The following is a 23,591-nucleotide window of genomic DNA, read 5'->3' as shown; positions in this document are numbered from 1 at the left end:
CGAGCCCAGACTCGCGCTACGACCCCAGAACCGACGTGAGGAACTCCCCGACCCAGCCCAGCAGATCCCGCCCGACCAGCGGCTTTCCCCCCACCTTCGCCGTCTTCGGGCGCGGCACCAGCACCTGGTGTGCGGCCGGCTTGATGACGGTCCCGGGGTAGAGCCGCTTGAGCCGGAGTTCCTGGGACTCGCGCAACTCCACCGGTGCGAAGCGGATGTTGTTGCCCTGCAGGACGATCTCGCCGACGCCGCACGCGCGTGCCAGCATGCGCAGGCCGGCCACCAGGAGGAGGTTCTCGACCGGCTCCGGCAACTTGCCGTAACGGTCGACGAGTTCCTCCCGTACGGCCTTGATGTCCTCCTCCGTGTTGGCGGAGGCGATCGAGCGGTAGGCCTGGAGGCGGAGCCGCTCGCCCGGCGCGTAGTCGTGCGGGACGTGCGCGTCGACGGGCAGCTCGATCTTGACCTCCAGCGGCGGTTCCTCCTCGACACCGCCCTCCAGCGACGCCCGGTAGTCCGCGACCGCCTCGCCGACCATACGGACGTAGAGGTCGAAGCCGACGCCCGCGATGTGGCCGGACTGCTCACCGCCCAGCAGGTTGCCCGCGCCCCGGATCTCCAGGTCCTTCATGGCGACGTACATGCCCGCGCCCATCTCCGTGTGCTGGGCGATGGTCGCCAGGCGCTCGTGGGCCGTCTCCGTCAGCGGCTTCTCCGGGGGATACAGGAAGTAGGCGTAGCCGCGCTCCCTGCCGCGTCCGACCCGGCCGCGCAGCTGGTGCAGCTGGGAGAGGCCGAAGTTGTCGCCGCGCTCCACGATCAGGGTGTTGGCGTTGGAGATGTCGATGCCGGACTCGACGATCGTCGTGGAGACCAGGACGTCGAACTTCTTCTCCCAGAAGTCGACGACGACCTGCTCCAGCGCCTGCTCCGACATCTGGCCGTGGGCGGTGGCGATCCGCGCCTCGGGGACGATCTCGCGCAGGCGGGCGGCCGCCCGGTCGATCGACTCGACCCGGTTGTGGATGTAGAAGACCTGGCCCTCGCGCAGCAGTTCGCGGCGGATGGCCGCGCCGATCTGCTTCTCCTCGTACGGCCCGACGAAAGTCAGGACCGGGTGGCGCTCCTCGGGCGGCGTCGTGATCGTCGACATCTCCCGGATGCCGGTGACCGCCATCTCCAGGGTTCTGGGAATCGGGGTCGCGGACATCGTCAGGACGTCGACGTTGGCGCGCAGCTTCTTCAGCTGCTCCTTGTGCTCGACGCCGAAGCGCTGCTCCTCGTCGACGATGACCAGGCCCAGGTCCTTGAACTTGGTCTCCGAGGAGAACAGGCGGTGGGTGCCGATGACGATGTCCACCGCTCCGTCGCGCAGGCCCTCCAGCACCGCCTTGGCCTCGGTGTCGGTCTGGAAGCGGGACAGGGCGCGCACGTTCACCGGGAACTGCGAGTAGCGCTCGGAGAACGTGCCGAAGTGCTGCTGGACCAGGAGCGTGGTGGGGACCAGGACGGCCACCTGCTTGCCGTCCTGCACGGCCTTGAAGGCGGCCCGTACCGCGATCTCCGTCTTGCCGTACCCCACGTCGCCGCAGATCAGGCGGTCCATCGGGACCGACTTCTCCATGTCCTCCTTGACCTCGGCGATGGTGGTCAGCTGGTCGGGGGTCTCGGCGTACGGGAAGGCGTCCTCCAGCTCGCGCTGCCAGGGGGTGTCCGGGCCGAAGGAGTGCCCGGGCGCCGCCATGCGGGCGCTGTACAGCTTGATCAGGTCGGCGGCGATCTCCTTGACGGCCTTCTTCGCGCGGGCCTTGGTCTTCGTCCAGTCCGCGCCGCCGAGGCGGTGCAGGGTGGGCGCCTCGCCGCCGACGTACTTGGTGATCTGCTCCAGCTGGTCGGTGGGGATGTACAGGCGGTCGCCCGGCTGGCCGCGCTTGGCGGGGGCGTACTCGACGACGAGGTACTCGCGTGTGGCGCCCTGGACGGTGCGCTGCACCATCTCGATGTAGCGGCCCACGCCGTGCTGCTCGTGGACGATGTAGTCGCCCGCCTCCAGGGTCAGCGGGTCGATGGTCTTGCGGCGCCGCACCGGCATCCGGGCGCCGTCCTTGCCGGCCGCCTTCTGCCCGGTCAGGTCGGTCTCGGTCAGGACGGCCAGCTTCAGCGCCGGGTCGACGAAGCCGTACTCGATCGAGCCGCAGGCGACGTGGACGATCGACGGGGAGATCTCCCCCAGGTCCGCCTCCAGGCGCGCCGCGACGCCCTCGCCGCCGAGCACCTCGACCGTGCGGGCCGCCGGGCCGTGGCCCTCGGTCACGAAGACCGTGCGCCAGCCGTCGGCGAGCCAGCCCTTGGTGTCGGCGAGGGCCTTCGCGGTGTCGCCGCGGTAGGACTCGGGCGCGTGCATGCCCAGCTTGAGGGTGTCCGCGTCGAGCGTCTCGTCGGCAGCGAACGGCGAGACCGACCACCACATCATGTCCAGCTCGCGGGCGCGGTCGCGGACGTCCGCGATGGACCACAGGGAAGCCGCGCCGACGTCGATGGGGGCCTCGCCGCCACCGGCCGTGGCGGCCCACGACGCCTGCAGGAACTCCTGGCTCGTGGCCACGAGGTCGGCCGCGCGTGTGCGCACCCGCTCCGGGTCGCACACGACGGCCATGGCGCCCTTGGGCAGGACGTCGAGCAGCAGCTCCATGTCGTCGACGAGGACGGGGGCGAGGGACTCCATGCCCTCGACCGCGATGCCCTCGGCGATCTTGCCGAGCAGTTCGCCGAGTTCCGGGTGCTGTTCGGCGAGGGAACGCGCGCGTGCGCGTACGTCGTCGGTGAGGAGGAGCTCGCGGCAGGGCGGGGCCCACAGGCCGTGCTCGGCGACTTCGAGGGAGCGCTGGTCGGCGACCTTGAAGTAGCGGATCTCCTCCACCTCGTCGCCCCAGAACTCCACGCGCAGGGGGTGTTCCTCGGTGGGCGGGAAGACGTCCAGGATGCCGCCTCGTACGGCGAACTCGCCGCGCTTCTCGACGAGCTCCACACGCGCGTACGCGGCGGCGGCGAGGGCTTCCACGACGGCGCCGAGGTCGGCCGTGCCACCCGTCCTCAAGGCCACCGGTTCCAGCTCACCGAGGCCCTTGACCTGGGGCTGGAGGACCGAGCGGACCGGCGCCACGACGACGGAGACCGGGCCGGTCTCGGGGTCGTCGGAGCTGGGGTGGGCGAGCCGGCGCAGGACTGCGAGGCGGCGGCCGACGGTGTCGCTGCGCGGGCTGAGGCGCTCGTGCGGCAGGGTCTCCCAGGACGGGTACTCCACGACACCCTCCGGCGGGAGGAGGGAGCGCAGGGCCGCCGCCAGGTCCTCGGCCTCGCGCCCCGTCGCCGTCACCGCGAGGACCGGGCGACCGGTCTCGCGGGCCAGCGCGGCGAGCGCGAACGGGCGGGCCGCCGGAGGGCCGACCAGGTCGACGTGCATGCGGTTGCCGTCCGCGGCCGCCCTGGTCGCTTCCGCGAGGGCGGTGTCCTTGACTACGGCGTCGAGCAGACCGTGCAGACTCATTCGGGGGCGCTTCCGTCCGGGGTGGGCAACACGAAGGGCCCGACGCGTGTGACGAGCCGGGGGATTCCAGCGTACGTCGCTGCGCGGGCCGGTGCGGGCGCTGTGGATAACGTCCGTTCTCCTGTGCTCGCCGACGGCCGTCCTCCTACGTCTGTCCTCCGGCGTCCGTCCTCCAGCGTCCGTGTGCTCGCCGGTGTCCGTCCCCCGGCGTCCGTCCCCCGGCCCCTGCCGCTGCGGTACCCACCGCTCCCGCGCCCGCCACTCCCGCGCCCGCTCCCGCTCCCGCTCCCGCTCCCGCTCCCGCTCCCGCAAGGGCTCGCCCCCGCGGAGCTCGCCACCCCCGCCGCTCGCCCCCGGCCCTCGCTGCCCCGCCGCCCGCCCCCAGCCCTCACCCTCCAGCCTCACCCCACCCAAGATCCGGACAAATCACCCCGCCAAGTAAGGCCACGCATGTACACCGCGTAAGGTCCCTGCATGCCCTCCCCCGCTCCCTCCACGACGCCGAACACGTCCTCCGAGCCCTCCATACCGGTGCCCGACGCGGGCTCCTCGGGGCAGGAGCGGCCCGATCGCGGCCGGTGGGACCCCTGGCTGCTCTCCGGGGTCCTCTTCGTCGGCTACGCGATCGTGTCCGTCGGGCGTTACCGGCATCTGGGCCAGCGGTCCTGGGACCTCGGGATCTTCGAGCAGGTCATCCGCTCCTACGCGCATCTCCAGGCGCCGGTCGCCGACCTCAAGGGCCCCGGCTTCCACATCCTGGGGGACCACTTCAGCCCTGTGACCGCGCTCCTCGCACCGCTGTACCGGGTGTTCCCCTCGCCGGTCACCCTGCTCGTGGCACAGGCGGCGCTCTTCGCCCTCTCCGCCGTCCCCGTCACCCGTGCCGCGGTCCGGCTGCTCGGCCGGGCGCGTGGGCTCGCGATCGGTGTGGCGTACGGGCTGTCGTGGGGACTGCAGCAGGCCGTCGACTTCGACTTCCACGAGATCTGCTTCGCCGTCCCGGTCATCGCCTTCAGCCTGGAGGCGCTGCTCGCCCGGCGCTGGCGTGCCGCCCTGCTGTGGGCGCTTCCCCTCCTCTTCGTGAAGGAGGACCTGGGGATGACCGTCGCGGCCATCGCCGTCGTGGTCGCGCTGCGGGCCCGGCATGACGCTCCGCGGGCGGCCCGGTACGCGATCGGCGTGGCCGTCCTCGGTGTGGTGGCCGTCGCGGTCACCCTCCTGCTGGTCATACCGAGCTTCAACAACGCCGGAACCTACGACTACTGGAACAAGGTGAACGAGTCGGGCGGCGGCGGACCCCTCGACGGCCTCGACACCAAGCTGCGCACCCTCGGCTGGCTGCTCATCCCCACCAGCGGACTGCTCGCCCTGCGGTCCCCCCTGCTGCTCGTCGCCCTGCCCACCCTCGCGTGGCGGTTCGTCTCGTCGTACTCGCAGTACTGGGGGACGGACTGGCACTACAGCGCCGTGCTGATGCCCGTCGTCGTCCTCGCCCTCGTCGACGCCCTCGACCTCTCCCGGCACAGCCCGCGTGCCTGGCTGCGGTCGTACGTGAACCATCTGCCGGCCGCCGTCGCCGCCGCCTCCGTCGCGTTGACGACCTCGCTGCCGCTGGCCGCGGTGACCGAGAGCGAGATCTACCGCAAGCCCGCGCGCACGAGCGCCGTCGAGAGGCTGCTGGCCCAGGTTCCGGACGGGGCCTCGGTCGAGGCGAACATCGCGCCGATCAGCCGGCTCACCTCGCGCTGCCGGGTCTTCTGGGTCAGCAACACGCGTGGTGTCGAACCGGACTTCATCGCCCTGGACAACTCCCGCAAGCGCTACCAGGACGTCGAGGGCTACGCCCGGACCCTGCACCCCGACGCCCGCTACGGCGTCAAGGGCACCGCCTACGGGGTCGTACTGCTCGAACGGCGGACCTGACCGGGCGGGAACGGAACGGAGCGGGGCGGGGCGGGTGCGGAGCGGGCAACGGTCGCGGGCCCGGACCGGAGTGTGAAGACTCCGGCCCGGGCCCGCCCCCCGCAACCCCCGTGTGCGGTGGCTAATCGGTCGCGATCGCGTTCAGTACGTTCATCCGGCCCGCCCTGAACGCCGGCACCAGGGCCGCGAACAGGCCCACGAAGGCCGACCCGATGAAGACACCGGTGATCGTCGGCCACGGGATGTCCAGGACGTTCAGGCCCTCCAGCGCAAGCAGCCGCTGGGCGGTCGCGCCCCAGCCCATCCCGAGCCCGAGGCCCAGCAGGGCGCCGAACAGGGCGATCACCACGGACTCCATGCGGATCATGCGGCGCAGCTGGCGTCGGGAGAGACCGATGGCGCGCAGCAGGCCGATCTCGCGGGTGCGTTCCACCACCGACAGGGCCAGGGTGTTCACCACGCCCAGGACGGCCACGATGATCGCCAGGGCCAGCAGGCCGTAGATCATGTTCAGGAGCTGGCCCATCTGGTCCTTGAGTTCCTCCTTGTAGTCGGTCTGGTCGCGGACCGCGTACTGCGGGTACTCGTGCAGGGACTTCTTCAGCGCCGCGTACGCGGCCTCCTCCTGGCCGTCCTTCGCCTTGGCGAGCAGCATGTCGCTCTGCGGGATCCGGTCGGCGGGCAGGTACCGCTCCAGGGTGGCGATGCTGATGTAGCGGGCGCCCTGGTCGAAGGCGGCGTCGTCGTCGGTGACGGCCGCGACCTTGAGCTTCGCCGTCTCACCGCCCTTGAAGGCGACCTGGATGGTGTCGCCGACGTGCACGCCGTGCTTCTTGGCGTAGTCGGACCCGACCGACATGGCGTCCTTGCCGTACGCGGCGGACAGGGTGCCCTCCGTGGTCGCGCGGCGCAGGTCCTCGGCGTACGTCGGGTCGGCGGCCGTGATCCCCTCGTCGTCGGTCGTGCCGTCGGGCGAGGTCAGGGTGGCGTCGACCTGCTTGGAGCGGGAGACGTGCTCCAGGCCCGGTGTCTGCTGCATCGCCTTCTCGGCGTGCGGCACGATCCGCTGCTGCTGGGCCATGACGATGAAGTCCGCGCCCACCGACTTGTCGAGCTCGCTCGTCGCCGAGGCGACCATCGAGGAGCCGACCACCGACAGGCAGGCCACCAGCGCGAGGCCGATCATCAGGGCGGCGCCCGTGGCGCCGGTCCGGCGCGGGTTGCGCAGCGCGTTGCGCTCCGCGAGGCGGCCCACCGGCCCGAACGCCCGCAGCAGCACCGCGCTGATCACCCGGACCACGCCGCCCGCGAGGAGCGGTCCGATGACCACGAAGCCGATCAGGGACAGCACCACACCGCCGCCCAGCATCAGCGAGCCGTCACTCGCCTTGTCGGCGGTGGCCGCCGCGTAGAGGGCGAAGGCACCGGCGCCGGTCAGCACCAGACCGATCAGGCCGCGCACCCGGCCCGCCTTGCCGTCGGCCGGCGTACCGGCGTCGCGCAGGGCGGCCATCGGGGAGACCTTGCCGGCGCGGCGGGCCGGCAGATAGGCGGCGAGCACCGTCACCACGACACCGAGGATCAGGCCGACCACGGGGGTCGTCGCCTTCACGGTGAGGTCGTCGGTGGAGAGGTTCATGCCGGCCATCGACATCAGCTGCATCAGGCCGACGGCGATGCCGACACCGGCGCCGACACCGAGGACGGATCCGACGAAGCCGAGCAGCAGCGCCTCGACCAGCACCGACCGGTTGACCTGCCGGCGTGAGGAGCCGATCGCCCGCATGAGGCCGATCTCGCGGGTGCGCTGGGCGACCAGCATGGAGAAGGTGTTGATGATCAGGAAGATGCCCACCAGGAACGCGATTCCGGCGAAGCCGAGCATCGCGTACTTGATGATGTTCATGAACTCGCCGACGTCCTTGCGGTTCTCGTCGGCGTTCTCCTTGGCCGTCTGGATCTTGTACGTGCCGTCCAGGGACCGGGCGATCTCCTGCTTGAGCTGCGCGTCGCTCACGCCGGCCGCCGCGGTGACGGAGACCTGGGTGAAGCGGCCGGTGGCGCCGAGCAGGGTGCGCTGGGCGGTCTCGGTGTCGAAGTAGACGACGGCCGCGCCGGGGTTGGTCACCTTCCAGGAGGCGATGCCGGCGATCCGCGCGCGGATGTCGCCGGTGGCGGCGATGGTGCGCAGCTCGTCGCCGAGCTTCAGGTCGTGCTTGTCGGCGGTGTCCGCGTCGACCATGACCTCGGTGGGCCCGCGCGGGGCGTGCCCGGAGGTGATCTCCATGGACTTCAGGTCGTTCCGGGTCCAGTTGCCGGCGATGGTGGGCGCGCCGGTGGTGGAACCCATGTTCTCGTTCTCGGAGTTGACGACGGTCACGCTCATCGAGGCGACCGCGCCCTCCGCCTTCTGCACTCCGTCGACGGCGGCGACCCGCTCGACGGCCGAGGCGGGCAGCGAGGCGGGCCGGCCGGTGCCGGCGCCGTCCTCCTCGTCCTTGGCCGTCTTGGGGCTGACGGTGACGTCGGACGAGGTGACCGCGAAGAGCTTGTCGAACGTGGTGTTCATCGTGTCGGTGAACACGAGCGTCCCGCACACGAAGGCGACCGACAGGAGCACGGCCACGGCCGACAGGGCCATGCGCCCCTTGTGCGCGAAGAAGTTGCGCAGGGAGGTCTTCATGACGGTCATGACGTACGCCCCCGGGCGTCGAAGTCCTTCATGCGGTCCAGCACGGCCTCGGCGGTCGGCTTGTACATCTCGTCGACGATGCGTCCGTCGGCGAGGTACAGCACCCGGTCCGCGTACGAGGCGGCCACCGGGTCGTGCGTGACCATCACGATGGTCTGCCCGAGCTCGTCGACGGACCTGCGCAGGAAGCCGAGGACTTCGGCGCCGGCGCGGGAGTCGAGGTTCCCGGTGGGCTCGTCCCCGAAGATGATCTCCGGCCGCGCGGCCAGGGCCCGGGCGACGGCCACGCGCTGCTGCTGACCGCCGGAGAGCTGGGTCGGCCGGTGCCTGAGCCGGTCGGACAGGCCCACGGTGTCGACGACCCGGCCCAGCCACGCCCGGTCCGGCTTGCGGCCCGCGATGTCCATCGGCAGCGTGATGTTCTCCAGGGCGTTGAGGGTCGGCAGCAGGTTGAACGCCTGGAAGATGAAGCCGATCCGGTCCCGGCGCAGCTGGGTGAGCTTTTTGTCCTTCAGCCCGGTGATCTCGGTCTCGTCGAGGTAGATCTGACCACTGGTCACGGTGTCGAGCCCGGCGAGGCAGTGCATCAAGGTGGACTTGCCGGACCCCGAGGGGCCCATGATCGCGGTGAACTGGCCACGCGCGATGTCCACGTCGACATGGTCGAGGGCGACGACCCGGGTCTCCCCCGACCCGTACGCCTTGACGACCTGCCGCGCCCGCGCGGCAACGGCCGTACGCCCTCCAGTACCCCCGTGCCTGGGAATGGTCACAGCCGATGTCACGGTATGTCTCCTAAGTCGGTCAGCAGGTGCATCACGAGAACTGGTTACGACCGTCAGTCTCGTGGTGGGAGAGGGTGCGGCGCGCTGGTGCGCAGCCCCCTCTTGTGCGGGGGAAAACCCCACCCCCGCGGGTTCGGTCAGCCGCCCCCCAGCGGCGTGAAGCCAGATTACGAACGGCCCCCCTGCCCTCTCGTCCTCCGGCGGTACCAACCCTCCCCGAGACGTAGTACGGAGGTCCCCCTAGGGGCCGTCCACCCTCCGGCGGAGCGCGTGTCGGGGTCGCCTCGGCCCTCGGGCTCATCCAGGCTCCACCCTCCCGCGACGTGAGGGTCAAGTGGGAAGCTGATGGGCGGCATATAGGTGCAAGGGGAAAGCAAAACAGGGAAGGGACACCCGGTGGGCAGTACGGGACCCGCGGTACGCGACACCGCACAGCGCACCGGAACCGACAAGCGGGCGGCCGTGGTCGCCGCCCTGATGCTCACGATGGCGCTGGCGGCACTCGACTCCACCGTCGTCTCCACGGCCGTACCGCAGATCGTCGGCGACCTCGGAGGCTTCTCGGTCTTCTCCTGGCTGTTCTCCGGCTATCTGCTGGCCGTGACCGTGACCCTGCCGGTGTACGGCAAGCTCTCCGACACCTTCGGCCGCAAGCCGGTGCTGATCGCGGGCGCGGCGGTGTTCCTGCTGGGTTCGCTGCTGTGCGCGGTGGCCTGGAACATGGGGGCGCTGATCGCGTTCCGCATCCTCCAGGGACTGGGCGGCGGTGCCCTTCAGGGAACGGTGCAGACGCTCGCCGCCGACCTGTACCCGCTTCAGGAACGCCCCAAGATCCAGGCCAGGTTGTCCACGGTGTGGGCGGTGTCGGCGGTGGCCGGGCCGGGGCTGGGCGGGGTGCTGGCGGCCTACGCGGACTGGCGCTGGATCTTCCTGGTCAACCTGCCGATCGGGGCGGTGGCGCTGTGGCTGATCGCGCGGCACCTGCACGAACCCCGGCGGGACCCGGCTGCGGACGCGGCGCCCAGGCGCGTGCGGGTGGACTGGGCGGGTGCGCTCGCGGTGTTCGCGTGCGGGGGCGTGCTGCTGACGGCGCTGGTGCAGGGCGGGGTGGCCTGGCCGTGGCTGTCGGTGCCGTCGATCGCCCTGTTCGGTACGGGCCTGGCGCTGGCTGCGGTCGTGGTGTTCGTGGAACGCCGGGCGGCCGAGCCGGTCATCCCGGGCTGGGTGTGGCGCCGCCGGACGATCGCGGCGGTGAACCTGGCCCTCGGCGCGCTCGGGCTGCTGATGGTCGCTCCGACGGTGTTCCTGCCGACGTACGCCCAGTCGGTCCTCGGACTGGGCCCGGTGGCCGCCGGGTTCGTGCTGTCCGTCTGGACGTTGAGCTGGCCGCTGTCGGCGGCGTTCAGCCAGCACGTGTACCGCAGGATCGGCTTCCGCAACACGGCGATGCTGGGGATCGGTTCGGCGTCGCTGATCCTGCTGGCGTTCCCGTTCCTGCCGTATCCGGGTCAGCCGTGGCAGCCGACGCTGCTGATGCTGCTGCTGGGGGCGGCGCTGGGGCTGTTCCAACTGCCGCTGATCGTGGGCGTGCAGTCGACGGTCGGCTGGTCGGAGCGGGGCACCGCGACGGGCTCGGTGCTGTTCTGCCGGCAGACGGGCCAGACGGTGGGCGCGGCGCTCTTCGGCGCGGTGGCCAATGGCGTGCTGGCCGCACGGCTGGGCGGCGCGGGCGACCTGGACTCGGTGACACGGGCGCTGAACTCCGGCGGCACGGCACCGGACGCCACCAGGCGGGCCGTCGCCGACGCGGTGCACGCCGTGTACCTGGGGGCGTCCTGCGCGGCGGCGCTGGCCTTCCTGGTGCTGTTGCTGCTGGCGCCGAGGCGGTTCCCTGTGCTCAAGGACCCGGCGTGACACGGGCGGCGACCGGCAGATGGTCGCTGCCCGTCGCGGGCAGGGCGCGGATGTGGACCACCCTCGCGGAGCGGGCCATGACCTGGTCGATCCGGGCCAGCGGCAGTGCCGCGGGGAAACTGAGGGCGAAACCCCGCTCGGCCGCGTTCAACCGCGAGGTCAGCGGGGCCAGTCCACGGTCGTCGACCGTGCCGTTGAGGTCCCCCAGCAGAATCACCGTCCGCGCCCTCTCCGCGGCGATGACCTCCCCGAGCAGCGCGGCGCTCTCGTCACGCCGGGCGGACGCGAGGCCGCTCGCCCGGACCCGGACCGAGGGCAGGTGCGCGACATAGGCGGCGAGGTCACCGTGCGGCGTGTGGACGACGGCCCGCAGCCCCCGGTTCCAGGACTCCGTCACCCCCCGGGGCCTGATGTCCACCAACCGCTCACCACTGAGCGGATACCTCGACCAGAGTCCGACGGTCCCCCGCACCGCGTGGTACGGGAAGTCCCGGGCGAGCGCCCTCTCGTAGACCGGCAGCGCCCGGGGCACCAGCTCCTCCAGCGCGATGAGGTCGGGCTCGGCGTCGGCCAGGGCGCGGGCCGTGCCCGCCGGATCGCCGTTCTCGTCGCTGACGTTGTGCTGCACCACGACCAGGTCGCGCCCGCCCGGCTCCGGCTCGGGCAGCAGCAGCCCGCCGAAGTGGTACGTCCACACCGCCACCGGCAGCAGCAGGACCACCAGCGCGAGCGCCGACCGACGCAGCAGGGCCAGCCCGAACAGCACCACGACCACCGCGCCGAGCCAGGGCAGGAAGGTCTCCAGCAGACTTCCCACGCGCCCCGCGGAGTTGGGCACCGCCCGGTGGAACCCCACCAGCCCGGCCGTCAGCACGGCGAGCCCGGCGAGGACCCGCCCGCGCGCCGCCGGCGCCCACATCGTCGAGGTCACACCTCCCAAGACGATCAGCGGGGTAAATCAGTTTCGGCCGGGGCCCTCGGCCCTCCTATCCTGCGGCCATGGTGAAGCTGGAGCGGCTGCGCGCCGATCACGCCGACGCGCTCCTGGCCTTCGAGCGGGAGAACCGGGAGTACTTCGCCCGGTCGATCCCGGACCGCGGGGACGCCTACTTCGCCGACTTCCCCTCCCGGCACGGCGCGTTGCTGGCCGAGCAGGACGCCGGGATCTGCCACTTCCATGTCGTCCTGGACGACGAGGGACGCCTGGTCGGACGGATCAACCTGATCGACGTCGAGGACCGTTGTGCCGAACTCGGCTACCGCGTCGGCCGACGCGCCGCGGGCAGGGGCGTCGCCACGGCCGCGGTCGCGCAGGTGTGCCGGGTGGCCGGTACGACGTACGGGCTGACGTCCCTCGTCGCCGTCACCACCCTGGACAACCTCGCCTCCCGGACCGTCCTGGAACGCAACGCCTTCACCGTCGAGGCGGACCTCGTCGTGGACGCCCGGCCCGGCATCCGCTACCGGCGTGCGCATCTCGGGCACTGACAGGGCGGGAAGCGGCCCGCGAGGTCGAAGGGCGTGTCCTTCCGGGAGGGCTGGTACGTCACTGTGGGTCCCCATGTCCGGCCGCTGTCGCGTGAGACGCGGAGCGTGAGAGCCGGGCCGGGGAGATCGCCGTGCGTGTCTTTCTGCTGGTCCACCTGCTCCATACCGACGCCTTTCACTTTCCGTGCTGTTGCATGCACACAGTGACGTCATGATCGGTACGCTCGGAAGGTGGCTCAGCGTGACAACGGCGTCGGCACGGAGGGGAGTTGCACGGGTGGCGATCGAGGACAACCCGCGTTCGCGGGAGCAGTACGGGGCGGAACTGAAGCGGCGACGGGAGGCGGCGGGCCTCACCCAGGAGCAGCTGAGCCAGCGTGCGGTGATGTCGCGGACGCACATCGCGCATATCGAGGGGGGCCGGCGGAGGCCGGATCCGGAGGACGCGCTGCGGTTGGATCAGGTGTTGGGGGCGGGTGGGTTCTTTGTGAACTTCCTGCCTGCGTTGGACGGGAAGAAGGTGGCGGAGCACTTCGCGGAGGCGCTGGAGTTCGAGGGGCGGGCTATTGCCATCAAGGAGTACGCCCCCAATCTGGTGCCGGGCCTGCTGCAGACAAAGGCGTACGCGTACGAGGTCCTCGGCACCGGATATCCGCGCCCGAGCGACGACGAATGCGACAAGCTGGTGTCCACCCGGATGGAACGGGCTCGGATCCTGAACACGTTCCACTCACCCGAGGTGTGTTTCCTCCTCGACGAAACTGTCCTGCGGCGGGTGGTGGGCGGCCCCGCCGTAATGTGCGAACAGCTAAGGCACATCGCAGAACTGGGTGCGAGCCGCCGCGTTCGGGTCCACGTACTCCCGTACTCCGTGGGCGCCCACGCTCTTCAGGAGGGCTTCGTCTCACTCATGTGGTTCGATGATCTCCCGCCTATCGCCTACGCAGAGGGCATCAAGAGCGGCCGTATCCTGGAGCTTCCGTCTGAGGTACGGACGTGCCAGGAACTCTACGAACAAGCCTTGGGCGACGCACTGTCGCATCGAAAGTCCCTGGACTTGCTTCGGTCCGTCGCGGAGGATTACGAGCATGAAGAGCAGCGAGCCGACCCTTCCTGACGCCTCGGAACTGCGGGGCTGGCGCAAGTCCAGCTACAGCGGGGGCAGCAGCGGCAACTGCCTCGAAGTCCACGACACGCCGCTCCCCACCACCCACGTCCCCGTCCGCGACAGCAAGCACCCCACCGGCCCGGCGATCGTCTTCTCGGCGTCGGCGTGGGCGGCGTTCGTGGCCCAGGTCGGCTAGTCCTCCTCCGACGCGAAGGCGTTGCGCAGGTCTTCGAACAACGATGGGTCGCAATGACGCAGGCGGGTCCTCCGGGCGGTTTCGAGGATCGCCCTGGCGATCTGGTGAACCGCGCGTTCGTAGACATCGCGCCGCTCGGACGCCATCAGCTCCAACATGCCCTGCTCACCATCCATCTGGCCCTCTTCACCATGAAGGGGTGAGAGTCCGAAGGTGGGTGCCGGCATGTGTCTGGGGGCGGTAGGTGTCCACAACACCGGCACGATTGCCGAGTGCTCGTAGTGCCCGGTACGGCCCTCCCGCTGTTCACGCCGGCGGAAGGCGTCCCACTCCATGCCGCACCAGGCACTCCTGAAGTATCGGGGCGAGTAGAGCGGGACGAAGACCTGGGCCCTGGCAAGCGCTCGCTTCATCTCCGCTTGCCAGTCGACGCCCAGGGAGAGCGTCATGTCGAAGAAGCCGAGGTCCTCCTTCGGGATGTCGGTAAGGGCGGCGAGATGCTTGGTCAGGTCCGTGAAGAAGCGGTGCTCCCGGCTGCGGCGTCCGGCAGGAGCTTCGGGATGGCGGGCATAACTGAGATAGAAAAGTGGTCGTGGCCGTGCACGGTCACGCAGTGCCGCTCCTTGCGGTGGGGGCGTTTCCGCCACCCTCTCGATGAGTTCGGGTGTCACACGCTGCCTCGCTGTGGTGTCGCCGCGCGACACGACGATGGAGTGCAGCCGCCCGTCACTGTCGAACAGCACCTCTCCGGGAACGGCTTCGTGCAGCCCCGAGAAGGCGAGGTCCGCGACGAGCATCGGCTGCCCCGAGTGACGAGGGTTGTACGACAGTCTGCCCATCGCGTGCTCGGTGAGGGGAGAGACTTCCGCCACTTGGAGAACGGCCCTGCTCAGTACCAGCACGAGCAAGCCGGGGGCCGCACGGTGCGTGGTCCAGGGGTGCGCCGTAAGGGTCTGGCCATCCCTCAGGTGGACTCGGAGAGGGCGGGAGCCCGTGCCGATGCCAGTGGTGAGCACGGTGTTCGGGCCCACCGCGACACCGGTACCGACGAATTCGCCGCCCATGGTGATCCACACGAGGGAGCCCATAAGTCGACGGGCACCTTTGCGGTCCATCAGCGTCTCGACAGCGAACTCCCGAGCCGACGTGTCGCCCTTCGTGAGCGTCGAAGCGGCGTGCGCCAGTGCCGCCGGGCTCGTCCCCACGAGATCTACCAGGGCGGCCAATACCGCTCGGTCCGCAGGCCAGTTGCTCCGGTCGCCGACGAACAGGTCCGCCAGGTAGGTCACTGCCTTCTCCTGGGAGGGTGCCAGCAGAGTCATCCGCAGGTGCACGTCTCCCGGCCACCGTGCCCCCTCGTCACAGGTCACCAGGAGGCTGCCGAACCCCTCCGGCGGGAGGCACAGCTTCTCCCACCCGATCGGATCACCGGGGGCGGACCGGAACGTCGCTGAGGTGACTCCGTCATAGACCAGCAACCAGTCGGGGTGGCGCGTCAGATGTTCCCGCAGGTCGACCAGTCGCCGGGCGGGGAAGGAGTGCCGCCCTTCCCCCGTACCAGGGACACCGAGGTCGTCGGCGAGTGCCGTGAGGTCTTCCAGCAGAGCCTCACGGCTGTGCGCGCGGATCCACCTGACCAGCGTGAAGGCTCTGCCCAGCCGTTCGGCACAGTTGGCGGCCAGTGCCGTCTTCCCCACACCCGCGGCGCCCTCGACCACGCACGTCCTCCTGGCCGGTGTCGGAGGATCCTCTGAGTTCAGGAGTGCCCGCGCGACCGCTGCGCTCTCTCGCCGGAGCATGAAGAACTGCGGCTGCTCCGGCACCAGGCTCGGCACCACCGCCCTCTCCCGCCGCGGCACCACCTGCCCGTCCCCCCGAACCGACAGGCGCAGCGGCTCAGCAAGGTCCGTCCGCTCGCCTTCCCACCTCCGGCGCAGCCACGAGAACCCGCGGCGCCGCCGCTCCCGTGGCCGCGTGACCTCCTCGGCGTCCCGCCGGGCTTCCCCGAGCCCCGCCGCACGCCCCCGCGTCAGCCGCGCCGCCACCTCCCCGTAGTCCCCGCCGACCCCGCCGATGACCGCCATCGCGACCTCCGCGAACGCGCGGCTGCCCTCGGGCAGTTCGAGGCCGTCCAGTCCGCCGTTCTCCTCCACGGCGGCCACCAGCGCCCCGAAGTCCGTGACCCCGCCGAACGTCGCCGCGACCCGCTCGCTCACGCCCTCGACGACCCGCTCCAGCACGCGCAGCGACTCCGTGCGGGTCAGCCGGTCCAGGAGCGCCTCGCGTACCCCGTCGCGGAAGTCGTACAGCACGCAGTCGGGGTCCTCGCCGGGCTCGGCGGGCGTGCGGCGCACCAGGAGACCGGAGAGGAAGATCTCGGCGAGGTGCATCGGTGTGGAGGCCGGGAGCATGGTGCGCTGGACCAGCCGCATCACCGGCAGACTCAAGGGGGCGGCGGCCAGCAGCCGTACCAGCGCGAACGCCTCCGGTGAGTAGCCCTCCTCGAACCGCTCGATCCGCTGCGCCGGTGTGTTCGGCTCGTCCTCCGCGTCGGCGGGGGCCGGGCGTTCCACGACCGTCAGCGGTACGGCCCGCAGCGGCACGGGGTCCGTCGTACGGCCGGACACCAGCCGCGCCCAAGGAGCAAGCCAGTCCCCGGCGACCTCCAGGGCCGGCAGCCACCGGATCCGGGCCCGGTCCGCCTCGCCCGCCCGGCCGCGCGCGATGCCCGGCAGCGGCCCCGACGACCGGACCTCGATCACGGCCCGCCCGGTGTCCGTGCCCCGCGCCCGTACGGGTACGGCACGCAGCGCCGTGCGGTGCCACAGCCGGCTGGGCAGCACCTGGAGCGCGGCGACGGGACGCCGTACGGACCAGTCGGCGAGGGTGTCGGTCAGTTCGCCGCCGTACCAGGCCGGGCCCACGCCGTCCGTCAGGACCAGCACCGCGCGTCGCCCGGCCGGATCCGCCAGGGACTGCTTCCAGTGCCGGGTGGGCGATGCCGCCTGGGCGCCTCGCCGGAACGGAGCCAGTGTCGGCTCCGTCCCGTCGGTGTTCAGTGCCCAGGCGCGTACGTCGGCGAAGGCCCCGTGCCGGGCGAGCAGGGTGCGCAGTTCGTCGGCGAGGCGGTGCCACACCGTCATCGTGGCGCCCGTGTCGACCAGCAGGTCGACGGAGAAGCGGCGTTCGGTGGCGGGGCGCAGGATCGGCAGGAGCAGGCCGGTGTCGCCGGAGGCCGCGGCGGTGGCGGCCACGTCGAGGGTGCGGGTACGGGTGGAGGGCACCGTCTGGCGCAGTGGGCGCAGTGCCCGGGTCAGGGCCAGCGCGTCGGTGAGGGCCTGCGGCTGGGCGACCCGGATGGCGTGGGCGCCGCCGGGGCGGACGGAGCCGGTGCCGCCGGAACCGCCGGGCAGGTGGAGGCGGGCCGAGGGCGGTTCGGGGGCGGGGTCGGCGGCGGGCGGGACGTCCGGCGCGGGCGGGGAGGGGGGTGGGGCGGCGGGAGGGGGCGCCGTGGGATCGGTGCCGTTGCCGAGGAGCGACCAGTCGACGGGGCCGAGTCCGCTGAGCCGGGCGATCCACAGCACGTCGAGGGCGTCACCGGCGTCGGGCGCGCCTCCGGCGTCGAGAAGCCGGGCGAGTTCCTCACGCAGCACGTCGGCCTGCGCGGCGGACTCTGCGCCCGACCCCGCTCCCTCGTCCCCGGACACGGTCTCCTCGTCCCCCGGCACGCCCGGCCTAGCCCCGGTCCAGCGGCCGCAGCAGGTCGTCCCCGAGCAGGGACCGCCCCTCTTCGGTGTGCCACAGGCCCCGTTCCGCCATGAGCAGTGCGTTGAGCAGTTGGTCGTTGGCCAGCGTGCCCTCTTCCCGCTGCTTGGTCAGGAACTGGGCGATGATTTCGGCCCGTACCTCGGCGGATCCCCTGTTGTCGCCGACTCCCGGCTCGCCGAGGTGTGCCGCGACCATGCCGGTGAGCTGGCCCTTGTCCGCCGGTCCGATCTCCAGCCGGACGCAGCGGCGCAGGAACGCCATCGGGAACTCGCGCTCCTCGTTGCTGGTCAGCACCACGAACGGGAACTCCGCACAGGCCACTTCGCCGCCGTGGACGTCCGCCGTCGTGCGGTCGGCGGTCATCACCGTCTGCCTGCCCCTGCCCAGCCGGGCGAGTTCGGGGATGACGAACTCGCCCTCCTCGAAGACGTTCAGCAGGTCGTTGGGGAAGTCCATGTCGCTCTTGTCGATCTCGTCGATGAGCAGGACCCTGGGCCGCGTCCAGGGCAGCAGCGCCGTGCCCAGCGGCCCGAGCCACAGGTACTTGCCGATGTCCGGCGGCTCGGGCGTCCCGCCGCCGGGGCTTCGCAGGGCACCGGCGTTGCTCAGCCCGGCGTCGTAGAGGCGGCCCACGGCGTCGTACTCGTACAGCCCGTCCTTGAGGGTCGACCGGCTGGTGATCGGCCACCGCAGCACGGGCCCGAGCTTCAGCTCGTGGGCGACGGCGTAGGCGAGGGTGGACTTGCCAGTGCCGGGCTTGCCGGTCAGCAGCAGCGGCCGGCGCAGGTGCAGGGCCAGGTTGACGAGGTGTTTCTCGCGCAGGCCGACCTGGTAGGCCTCGCCCTGGCCCCGGCGGCCGAGGTGACGGCGTTGGGCGTCGTCGGCCGGGACCTGCGGTGGGTCTGCGGGCTCGGCGCCCCCGTGCCGGAAGGCCCGCCACGGGGGCGCCTTCGGCAGGTCGTCGAAGCCGTCGTGCGGGGTGCCGGTCCCCTGGTAGACCCACCAGTCCTGCGTCTGCGTCATGCTGCTCCTTCGCCGGCGCCGCGGGTGCCGGACATCGGGCTGTCCTGTCTGCTGAAGACGCACGTCGGGTCGTCCCACAGCAGGGTGATCTGCTTGCCCACGCTTGCCGGATCGTGGCGCTTGCGCTTGCGCACCTCCAGGACGCTGTCCGGCAGTTCGGCCAGCTGGGTGGGAGGCCGGCCGTCGCGCAGCTCGTCCAGGAGGGCGGCGGGGTCGCCCGCGTCGCGCCGCCAGACCATGACGGGGATGCCGTCCTCCAGGAGTGCGTCGAGCACGGCGTCCCGGATGAGCGGGTCCTCGGGGTCGTACGGGGAGCCCAGCCCGAGGCAGGCGAGGTCCGTGTGGAGCCGCAGCCAGTCCTCGACGTCGGAAGGGTCGGTCAGGCGCAGCGGCTGGTACTTGCTGTCGGGGCAGTCCCAGGTCACGTCGGGGCAGTCCCCGTCACCGCACGCCTGCGTCCCGGTGGCGTCGGGGCTCATCCAGCCGATGCGTTCCAGAGCGTCACCGGGCGGGCAGTCGCGGTCCAGGGCCGCCCAGCGGCGGCGCCACTCCTCGTGCAGGAAGTCGTCCTTGTAGCGCCTGAGGGAGCGGACGACGACCTGGCACCTGCGGCTGAGGGGCCGGCCGGACGAGCCACTCGGCCACAGCTCCACCGGATGGCCGAGCAACGAGTCCGGCAGCAGGAACTCCACGCGCCGGTTCACGTCCCAGTCGGCCTGCTCCTGAGCACGCCAGGCGGCCAGGAACGCGTGCCCGTGCGCCTGGAGCTCGTCACCGGTGAAGGGGCCGGGCGAGGGCCATGAGCAGTGGAAGGCCGGTTTGTCTCCCGTGACGCCCTCGTAGTGGAAGCCGCGCAGCGAGTACCGGCGCTGGGTGTACGGCAGGTCGCTCGGGGCGTCCTCCTCCTCGACCCGTATCTGGATGACGACCTGCCGCTCGCCCGTCGACCGCAGGCCGTCGCCCGGCGGGCAGTGGTCGTCGTGACCGCCGCGCGGGGCTGCGGCGATCAGTGCGCCGAGTCGGTCGCTGCGGCCCGGCTCGGCGTCGAGCAGGCGCAGGAATCCGAGAAGATCCGCACGCCGCGGGTCGGGGACGGAGGCGGAGACCGGCTCGCGCGCGTCGTAGAGCCGGAACAGCACCTGCGGGAGGGCCGGGCCGCAGTCCAGCGGACGCCCGGCTGTCCGCCGGGCGCCGACGTACCGGATCGCCGCGGCCTGCCCGAAGTCGTACGCGTGGGCGCGCAGTTCCTCGACGAGACGCAGCATGAGGTCGCCGGGCACGGGTCCGTCCGGCCGGATCAGCGCGGTGGCGGCGAGGTTGAACCAGGCGGCGCCGATGTCGTCCGGCCGCAGCTCCAGCAACGCGTCCCGCAACTCCCTCAGCTTCCCGGTACGACGGGCGGCACGCACGATGGCGCGCACGTGTGTGCGGGGCTCCGAGGACTCGGGCACGGGCATGGCGTGATCGAGGCCCATGTGTCCACCCGTGATGAGCAGCAGTTCCTGCCGTACGCCGAGCTGGTGCAGTCCGTCGGTGGCGAGCAGGATCTCCACCAGCTGCCGGTCTGCGTTCGAGCGGCGGACCCGGTACGCCCCGCCGAGACCGGTGAACCGCCGGCGCCAGGGGCGCACTCACGACCCCCCGAGCGCCAGTCCGGACGCGACGAGCAGGTCCCGTACCCGCTGGGTGCCGATGTCGTCCGGCGCGATCTCCTCCAGGGCGACGTACATGGCCTTCAGGGCGGCGTCGGCGGTCAGGGTGGTCCGTCGGATACGGCGTTCCAGTGCGCGCAGGTGTGTGCGGGGGTCCGCGGACTCGGGGACGGCGAAGGGGCCTTCGAGTCCCAGGGACTCGCCCATGATCTCCAGGAGTTCGTACCGGTTGTCGAGCCGGTGCAGCGCGGGGCACCCCAGGAGGGCGTCGACCAGGTCCCTCCGCTCGGGGAGCACGAAGGTCGCGGGCGGTGGCTGGGTGGCCGGCACCGGCGCGGGTGCGACGACCGGCGCGGGCAGCCGCAGCGGCGGGGCGGTATTGGCCGGTTCACGCGGGGGGAGCCGGGGCACCGGTCCCAGCTCGGGCACCGTCTCGTACGGCTGGTTCGTCAGCAGCCGCAGCAGCGCCTCCGTGCCCGGGACCGTCAGCTCGTCCACGGCGTAGCGGGTGTGGGTGCTGCCGCCCAGCCACGCCGGCAGGTCGGCGGGGGACCCGCCGGGCAGGACGACGGGGACGATCTTGTCCAGCGCGGCGTCGGGGTCCTCGTACACCAGGTTCCGCAGCAGCCGCGCCTCCCACTGCACCCCGGCGCCCTCACCGGCCCCGGCGTCGCCCTCCGCGCGCCTCTTGTACTCGGGTGAGGCGACGACGATCACGTGCCGGCTGTCCCTGATGCCGCGCAGCATCCACAGCGCCCAGTCCTGACGGCGCTCCCCTGCGGGGAGGTCGAGGTCGGCGTCGATCCCGCAGCCACGCAGGAAGTGGTAGAAGTCCCGGACGTGTTCGATGTGCTTGTCGTCGTCATGGGCGTACGAGATGAACACCCGCCCCGCTGCCGGCCCGTCACTCATGTGGCCTCCCCCTTGCCTCTCGCGCACCACGACGAGTGGGTCCATGATGACTCACCAGGAGCTGCAGGGGGGCGCGTTCGAGGAGGTGGCCGCACGCCGTCACCCAGGGCCCTCCCTCATACGACTCCAGGGGCCGAGCCCGCCTCCGGCAGCGCGCCCCGGGACCGTCCCCGGGCGTCTGCCGCGGTCATGGACCTCGACAGGCGTATCGCGATGGCGGCGGGGCCGGACGCCTCTGGTCCACCCACGGCAGGTCACCGGACGTAGCGCACCGATCGCCTCCCGTGACCGTCCCGCGCAGTGCAAAAGTCGAAGTTAACGGGGGTAACACTGCAGGTCAGACACAACTTGATGGAGAAAGCGCATACCGACCACTCAGTTCGATGAAACCCTCGCCTTTTCGTTTACCCCGAAGTAACGTGCGTGGCTCGCCCTCCCCCCACCTCCCTGCGGTCCGCCGCACCGGACCCGCACCACGCAAGGAGCACGGGATGTCCCCGTCCTACGACCCGTCACCACCGCACCCCTTCGGGCCGGGTGACCCCGCACCGACGTACCCCACCTACCCCTGGCAGCCCCCCGTCCCGCCGGAGCCCCCCTCACCCCCACGGCACCGGACCCCCGACCACCCGCGCCTGGGCCACCACAGCGACCTGAGGATCCTGCGCACCGCCTACCGGTGGCAGCGGCGCGTGGCGACGCTCACCGCGCTCGGCTACTTCACGCTGTTCCTGATCCTGTCCGCCGCCGCGCCCGGGTTCATGTCGAGCACGATCACCGACGGACTGCCCGTCGGGCTGCTGCTCGCGCTGATCCAACTGCCGGTGACCTGGCTGGCGATCTGGCTGTACGAGCACACCGCCCGCCGTCACGTCGACCCGCTCGCGGACCGCATCCGCAAGGAGGCCGCGCTGGAAGCCAAGCGCGAGGCCGGCACGAGGGGGACGCGGCGATGACGAACTTCACCGGAGACGCGCAGGCGATGTCACTGGTCGCGTTCTGCGCCGTGGCCACGATCACCTTGCTGCTGTGCGTGATGACGGGCCCCGACCGGGACGACCTCGACGAGTTCTACACCGGCTACAGCTCCCTGTCGCCCATGCGCAACGGCCTGGCGATCGCGGGCGACTACATCAGCGCGGCCACCGTCCTGGGCACGACCGGCGTGATCGCGCTGTGCGGCTACGACGGCATCGTGCTCGCGCTGAGCACCGCCCTGTCGCTGATGCTGCTGATGTTCCTGCTGGCCGAGCCCCTGCGCAACGCGGGCCGGTTCACGATGGGCGACGCGCTGGCACGCCGTATGCCCGGCCGGGGCGTGCGCATCGCGGCATGCGCGGTGACCCTGGCCGCGCTGGTGCCGCTGATGCTGGTGCAGCTGGCCGGCACCGGGCAGCTGCTGGCGTTCATCCTGGGCTTCACGGGCGAGTCCTTCCAGACCGGCTGCATCATCGGCCTGGGCGTGCTGATGATCAGCTACGCGGCGATCGGCGGGATGAAGGGCACGGCCCTCATCCAGATCCTGAAGATCGTGATGCTGCTCGGCTCGGGCGCCGTGGTCGCCGTCCTGGTGCTGGACCGCTTCGACTGGGACCCGACCGCGCTGTTCGACGCGGCGGCGCGGCAGAGCGGCGTCGGCTCGGCGTTCCTGGAGTCGGGACTGCAGTTCGCGGGCGGCCCGTACCCCCGCCTCGACATGATCAGCTCCCAGCTCGCGGTCGTGCTCGGCGGTGCCTGCCTGCCGCACATCACGATGCGCATGTACACCGCGAGCGGTGCGCGTCAGGTACGGCGTTCGATGTCGTGGGCGGTGTCGAGCGTGGCGGTGTTCGTGCTGATGATCACGGTGGTCGGCTTCGGCGCGACCGCGCTGATCGGCCGTCAGGTGATCGCCGGGGCGGACCCGCAGGGCAACACGGCCTATCTGCTGGGCTCCAGGGCCGCGTTCGGCGCCGAGGTCTCGACCGCGGAGACCCTCCTGTTCACGGCGGTCACCACGGCCATCTTCCTGACCGTGCTCGCCTCGGTCGCGGGCATGATCCTGGCCTGCGCGAACTCGCTCGCCCACGACGTGTTCGCCCCCCGGCTGCGGGAGCTGTCCGGGCGCCGTGAGATGACGCTGGCACGGCTGTCGGCGCTGGCGGTGGGCGTCCCGGCGATCATCCTGGCGACGATGGTCCAGCACCGCAGCCTCCAGCCCCTGGTGACCCTGTCCTTCACCCTGGGCGCCTCCGCCATCGCCCCGGCCCTCGTCTACAGCCTCTTCTGGCGCCGGTACACCCGGACCGGGCTGCTGTGGACGCTGATCGGCGGCTCGGTGGTGGTGCTGGCGCTGATGCCGGGGACCAACCTGGTCTCCGGGTCCCCGATCTCGGCCTTCCCCCACGCCGACTTCAACTGGTTCCCGTTCACGACACCGGGGCTGGTGTCGATTCCGGCCGGATTCGCCCTCGGGTGGCTGGGCACGGTCCTCTCCGGCCGGCAGAAGACGGAGGAGCAGCGGCGGGAGTACGAGGCAGTGGAGGGGTGGATCCTGGCGGGGGCGGTGCGCAGGAGCAGCTGACGGCCTGGAGAGGGGGCCGG

The 23,591-nt window shown here is 71.5% G+C and carries 15 protein-coding genes; 7 read left to right on the top strand and 8 right to left on the bottom strand.

Annotated elements, in window-relative coordinates:
* Window positions 1–16: 16 nt before the first annotated feature.
* On the bottom strand, window positions 17–3,547 hold the full coding sequence (mfd, locus tag ACWCPI_RS26710) for a transcription-repair coupling factor (protein WP_451040522.1): 3,531 nt from the start codon (window positions 3,545–3,547) through the stop codon (window positions 17–19).
* 474 nt (window positions 3,548–4,021) lie between these two features.
* Between mfd and ACWCPI_RS26705 the strand changes: the two genes are divergently transcribed.
* On the top strand, window positions 4,022–5,470 hold the full coding sequence (locus ACWCPI_RS26705; protein ID WP_451040521.1) for a DUF2079 domain-containing protein: 1,449 nt from the start codon (window positions 4,022–4,024) through the stop codon (window positions 5,468–5,470).
* 121 nt (window positions 5,471–5,591) lie between these two features.
* Here the strand turns inward: ACWCPI_RS26705 and ACWCPI_RS26700 are convergent, their stop codons facing one another.
* Together ACWCPI_RS26700 and ACWCPI_RS26695 are read right to left on the bottom strand one after the other, a co-directional pair.
* A complete protein-coding gene (locus tag ACWCPI_RS26700; protein WP_451040520.1) occupies window positions 5,592–8,162 on the bottom strand; it encodes an ABC transporter permease in 2,571 nt (856 codons plus the stop codon).
* Window positions 8,159–8,947, bottom strand: coding sequence for an ABC transporter ATP-binding protein (locus ACWCPI_RS26695; protein ID WP_451040519.1), 789 nt, complete (start codon window positions 8,945–8,947; stop codon window positions 8,159–8,161). Before ACWCPI_RS26695 ends, ACWCPI_RS26700 begins: the two co-directional genes overlap by 4 nt.
* A gap of 396 nt (window positions 8,948–9,343) precedes the next feature.
* Between ACWCPI_RS26695 and ACWCPI_RS26690 the strand changes: the two genes are divergently transcribed.
* Window positions 9,344–10,861 (top strand): MFS transporter, encoded by a 1,518-nt coding sequence (locus ACWCPI_RS26690; protein ID WP_451040518.1) that lies wholly within the window; start codon window positions 9,344–9,346, stop codon window positions 10,859–10,861.
* Here the strand turns inward: ACWCPI_RS26690 and ACWCPI_RS26685 are convergent.
* Window positions 10,845–11,780: an endonuclease/exonuclease/phosphatase family protein gene (locus ACWCPI_RS26685; protein WP_451040602.1), complete on the bottom strand. Its 936-nt coding sequence runs from the start codon at window positions 11,778–11,780 to the stop codon at window positions 10,845–10,847. The two genes, ACWCPI_RS26690 and ACWCPI_RS26685, sit on opposite strands and share 17 nt — an antisense overlap.
* An 80-nt stretch (window positions 11,781–11,860) precedes the next feature.
* Here ACWCPI_RS26685 and ACWCPI_RS26680 point away from each other — a divergent pair, with 80 nt between their 5' ends.
* The 3 genes from ACWCPI_RS26680 to ACWCPI_RS26670 all read left to right on the top strand — a co-directional run bounded on the left by ACWCPI_RS26680 (window position 11,861) and on the right by ACWCPI_RS26670 (window position 13,653).
* Window positions 11,861–12,349 (top strand): GNAT family N-acetyltransferase, encoded by a 489-nt coding sequence (locus tag ACWCPI_RS26680; protein ID WP_451040517.1) that lies wholly within the window; start codon window positions 11,861–11,863, stop codon window positions 12,347–12,349.
* A 211-nt stretch (window positions 12,350–12,560) separates the two neighbouring features.
* Window positions 12,561–13,466 (top strand): helix-turn-helix domain-containing protein, encoded by a 906-nt coding sequence (locus ACWCPI_RS26675; protein ID WP_451040516.1) that lies wholly within the window; start codon window positions 12,561–12,563, stop codon window positions 13,464–13,466.
* Window positions 13,438–13,653, top strand: a complete 216-nt coding sequence (locus ACWCPI_RS26670) for a DUF397 domain-containing protein (protein ID WP_451040515.1) — start codon at window positions 13,438–13,440, stop codon at window positions 13,651–13,653. Before ACWCPI_RS26675 ends, ACWCPI_RS26670 begins: the two co-directional genes overlap by 29 nt.
* Here the strand turns inward: ACWCPI_RS26670 and ACWCPI_RS26665 are convergent.
* Genes ACWCPI_RS26665 through ACWCPI_RS26650 form a run of 4 tightly spaced genes read right to left on the bottom strand, consistent with a single transcriptional unit; the run spans window position 13,650 to window position 21,008 of the window.
* The gene (locus ACWCPI_RS26665; protein WP_451040514.1) at window positions 13,650–17,360 is read right to left on the bottom strand and encodes a TIR-like protein FxsC; all 3,711 of its coding nucleotides are present in this window, start codon (window positions 17,358–17,360) and stop codon (window positions 13,650–13,652) included. The genes ACWCPI_RS26670 and ACWCPI_RS26665 overlap by 4 nt on opposite strands.
* A gap of 28 nt (window positions 17,361–17,388) precedes the next feature.
* Window positions 17,389–18,444, bottom strand: coding sequence for an AAA family ATPase (locus ACWCPI_RS26660; RefSeq protein ID WP_451040513.1), 1,056 nt, complete (start codon window positions 18,442–18,444; stop codon window positions 17,389–17,391).
* Window positions 18,441–20,075: a VMAP-C domain-containing protein gene (locus tag ACWCPI_RS26655; protein WP_451040512.1), complete on the bottom strand. Its 1,635-nt coding sequence runs from the start codon at window positions 20,073–20,075 to the stop codon at window positions 18,441–18,443. Before ACWCPI_RS26655 ends, ACWCPI_RS26660 begins: the two co-directional genes overlap by 4 nt.
* Window positions 20,076–21,008 (bottom strand): SEFIR domain-containing protein, encoded by a 933-nt coding sequence (locus ACWCPI_RS26650; protein WP_451040511.1) that lies wholly within the window; start codon window positions 21,006–21,008, stop codon window positions 20,076–20,078.
* A 491-nt stretch (window positions 21,009–21,499) separates the two neighbouring features.
* Here ACWCPI_RS26650 and ACWCPI_RS26645 point away from each other — a divergent pair, with 491 nt between their 5' ends.
* Both ACWCPI_RS26645 and ACWCPI_RS26640 read left to right on the top strand, forming a co-directional pair.
* Complete coding sequence (locus ACWCPI_RS26645; RefSeq protein ID WP_451040510.1) at window positions 21,500–21,964, top strand: DUF485 domain-containing protein; 465 nt, start codon at window positions 21,500–21,502, stop codon at window positions 21,962–21,964.
* Window positions 21,961–23,571 carry a sodium/solute symporter gene (locus ACWCPI_RS26640; protein WP_451040509.1) on the top strand — a complete coding sequence of 537 codons (1,611 nt, stop codon included), beginning with the start codon at window positions 21,961–21,963 and terminating at the stop codon, window positions 23,569–23,571. Before ACWCPI_RS26645 ends, ACWCPI_RS26640 begins: the two co-directional genes overlap by 4 nt.
* Window positions 23,572–23,591 lie beyond the last annotated feature (20 nt).

Source organism: Streptomyces sp. NPDC001920 (assembly GCF_053594495.1).
This window is presented reverse-complemented; position numbering and strand designations above follow the sequence as displayed.

Coding starts and splice junctions, on each gene's coding strand:
- mfd (WP_451040522.1), bottom strand. CDS start 3,547: ATGAGTCTGCACGGTCTGCTCGACGCCGTAGTCAAGGACACCGCCCTC.
- ACWCPI_RS26705 (WP_451040521.1), top strand. CDS start 4,022: ATGCCCTCCCCCGCTCCCTCCACGACGCCGAACACGTCCTCCGAGCCC.
- ACWCPI_RS26700 (WP_451040520.1), bottom strand. CDS start 8,162: ATGACCGTCATGAAGACCTCCCTGCGCAACTTCTTCGCGCACAAGGGG.
- ACWCPI_RS26685 (WP_451040602.1), bottom strand. CDS start 11,780: ATGTGGGCGCCGGCGGCGCGCGGGCGGGTCCTCGCCGGGCTCGCCGTG.
- ACWCPI_RS26680 (WP_451040517.1), top strand. CDS start 11,861: ATGGTGAAGCTGGAGCGGCTGCGCGCCGATCACGCCGACGCGCTCCTG.
- ACWCPI_RS26675 (WP_451040516.1), top strand. CDS start 12,561: ATGATCGGTACGCTCGGAAGGTGGCTCAGCGTGACAACGGCGTCGGCA.
- ACWCPI_RS26670 (WP_451040515.1), top strand. CDS start 13,438: ATGAAGAGCAGCGAGCCGACCCTTCCTGACGCCTCGGAACTGCGGGGC.
- ACWCPI_RS26660 (WP_451040513.1), bottom strand. CDS start 18,444: ATGACGCAGACGCAGGACTGGTGGGTCTACCAGGGGACCGGCACCCCG.
- ACWCPI_RS26650 (WP_451040511.1), bottom strand. CDS start 21,008: ATGAGTGACGGGCCGGCAGCGGGGCGGGTGTTCATCTCGTACGCCCAT.
- ACWCPI_RS26645 (WP_451040510.1), top strand. CDS start 21,500: ATGTCCCCGTCCTACGACCCGTCACCACCGCACCCCTTCGGGCCGGGT.
- ACWCPI_RS26640 (WP_451040509.1), top strand. CDS start 21,961: ATGACGAACTTCACCGGAGACGCGCAGGCGATGTCACTGGTCGCGTTC.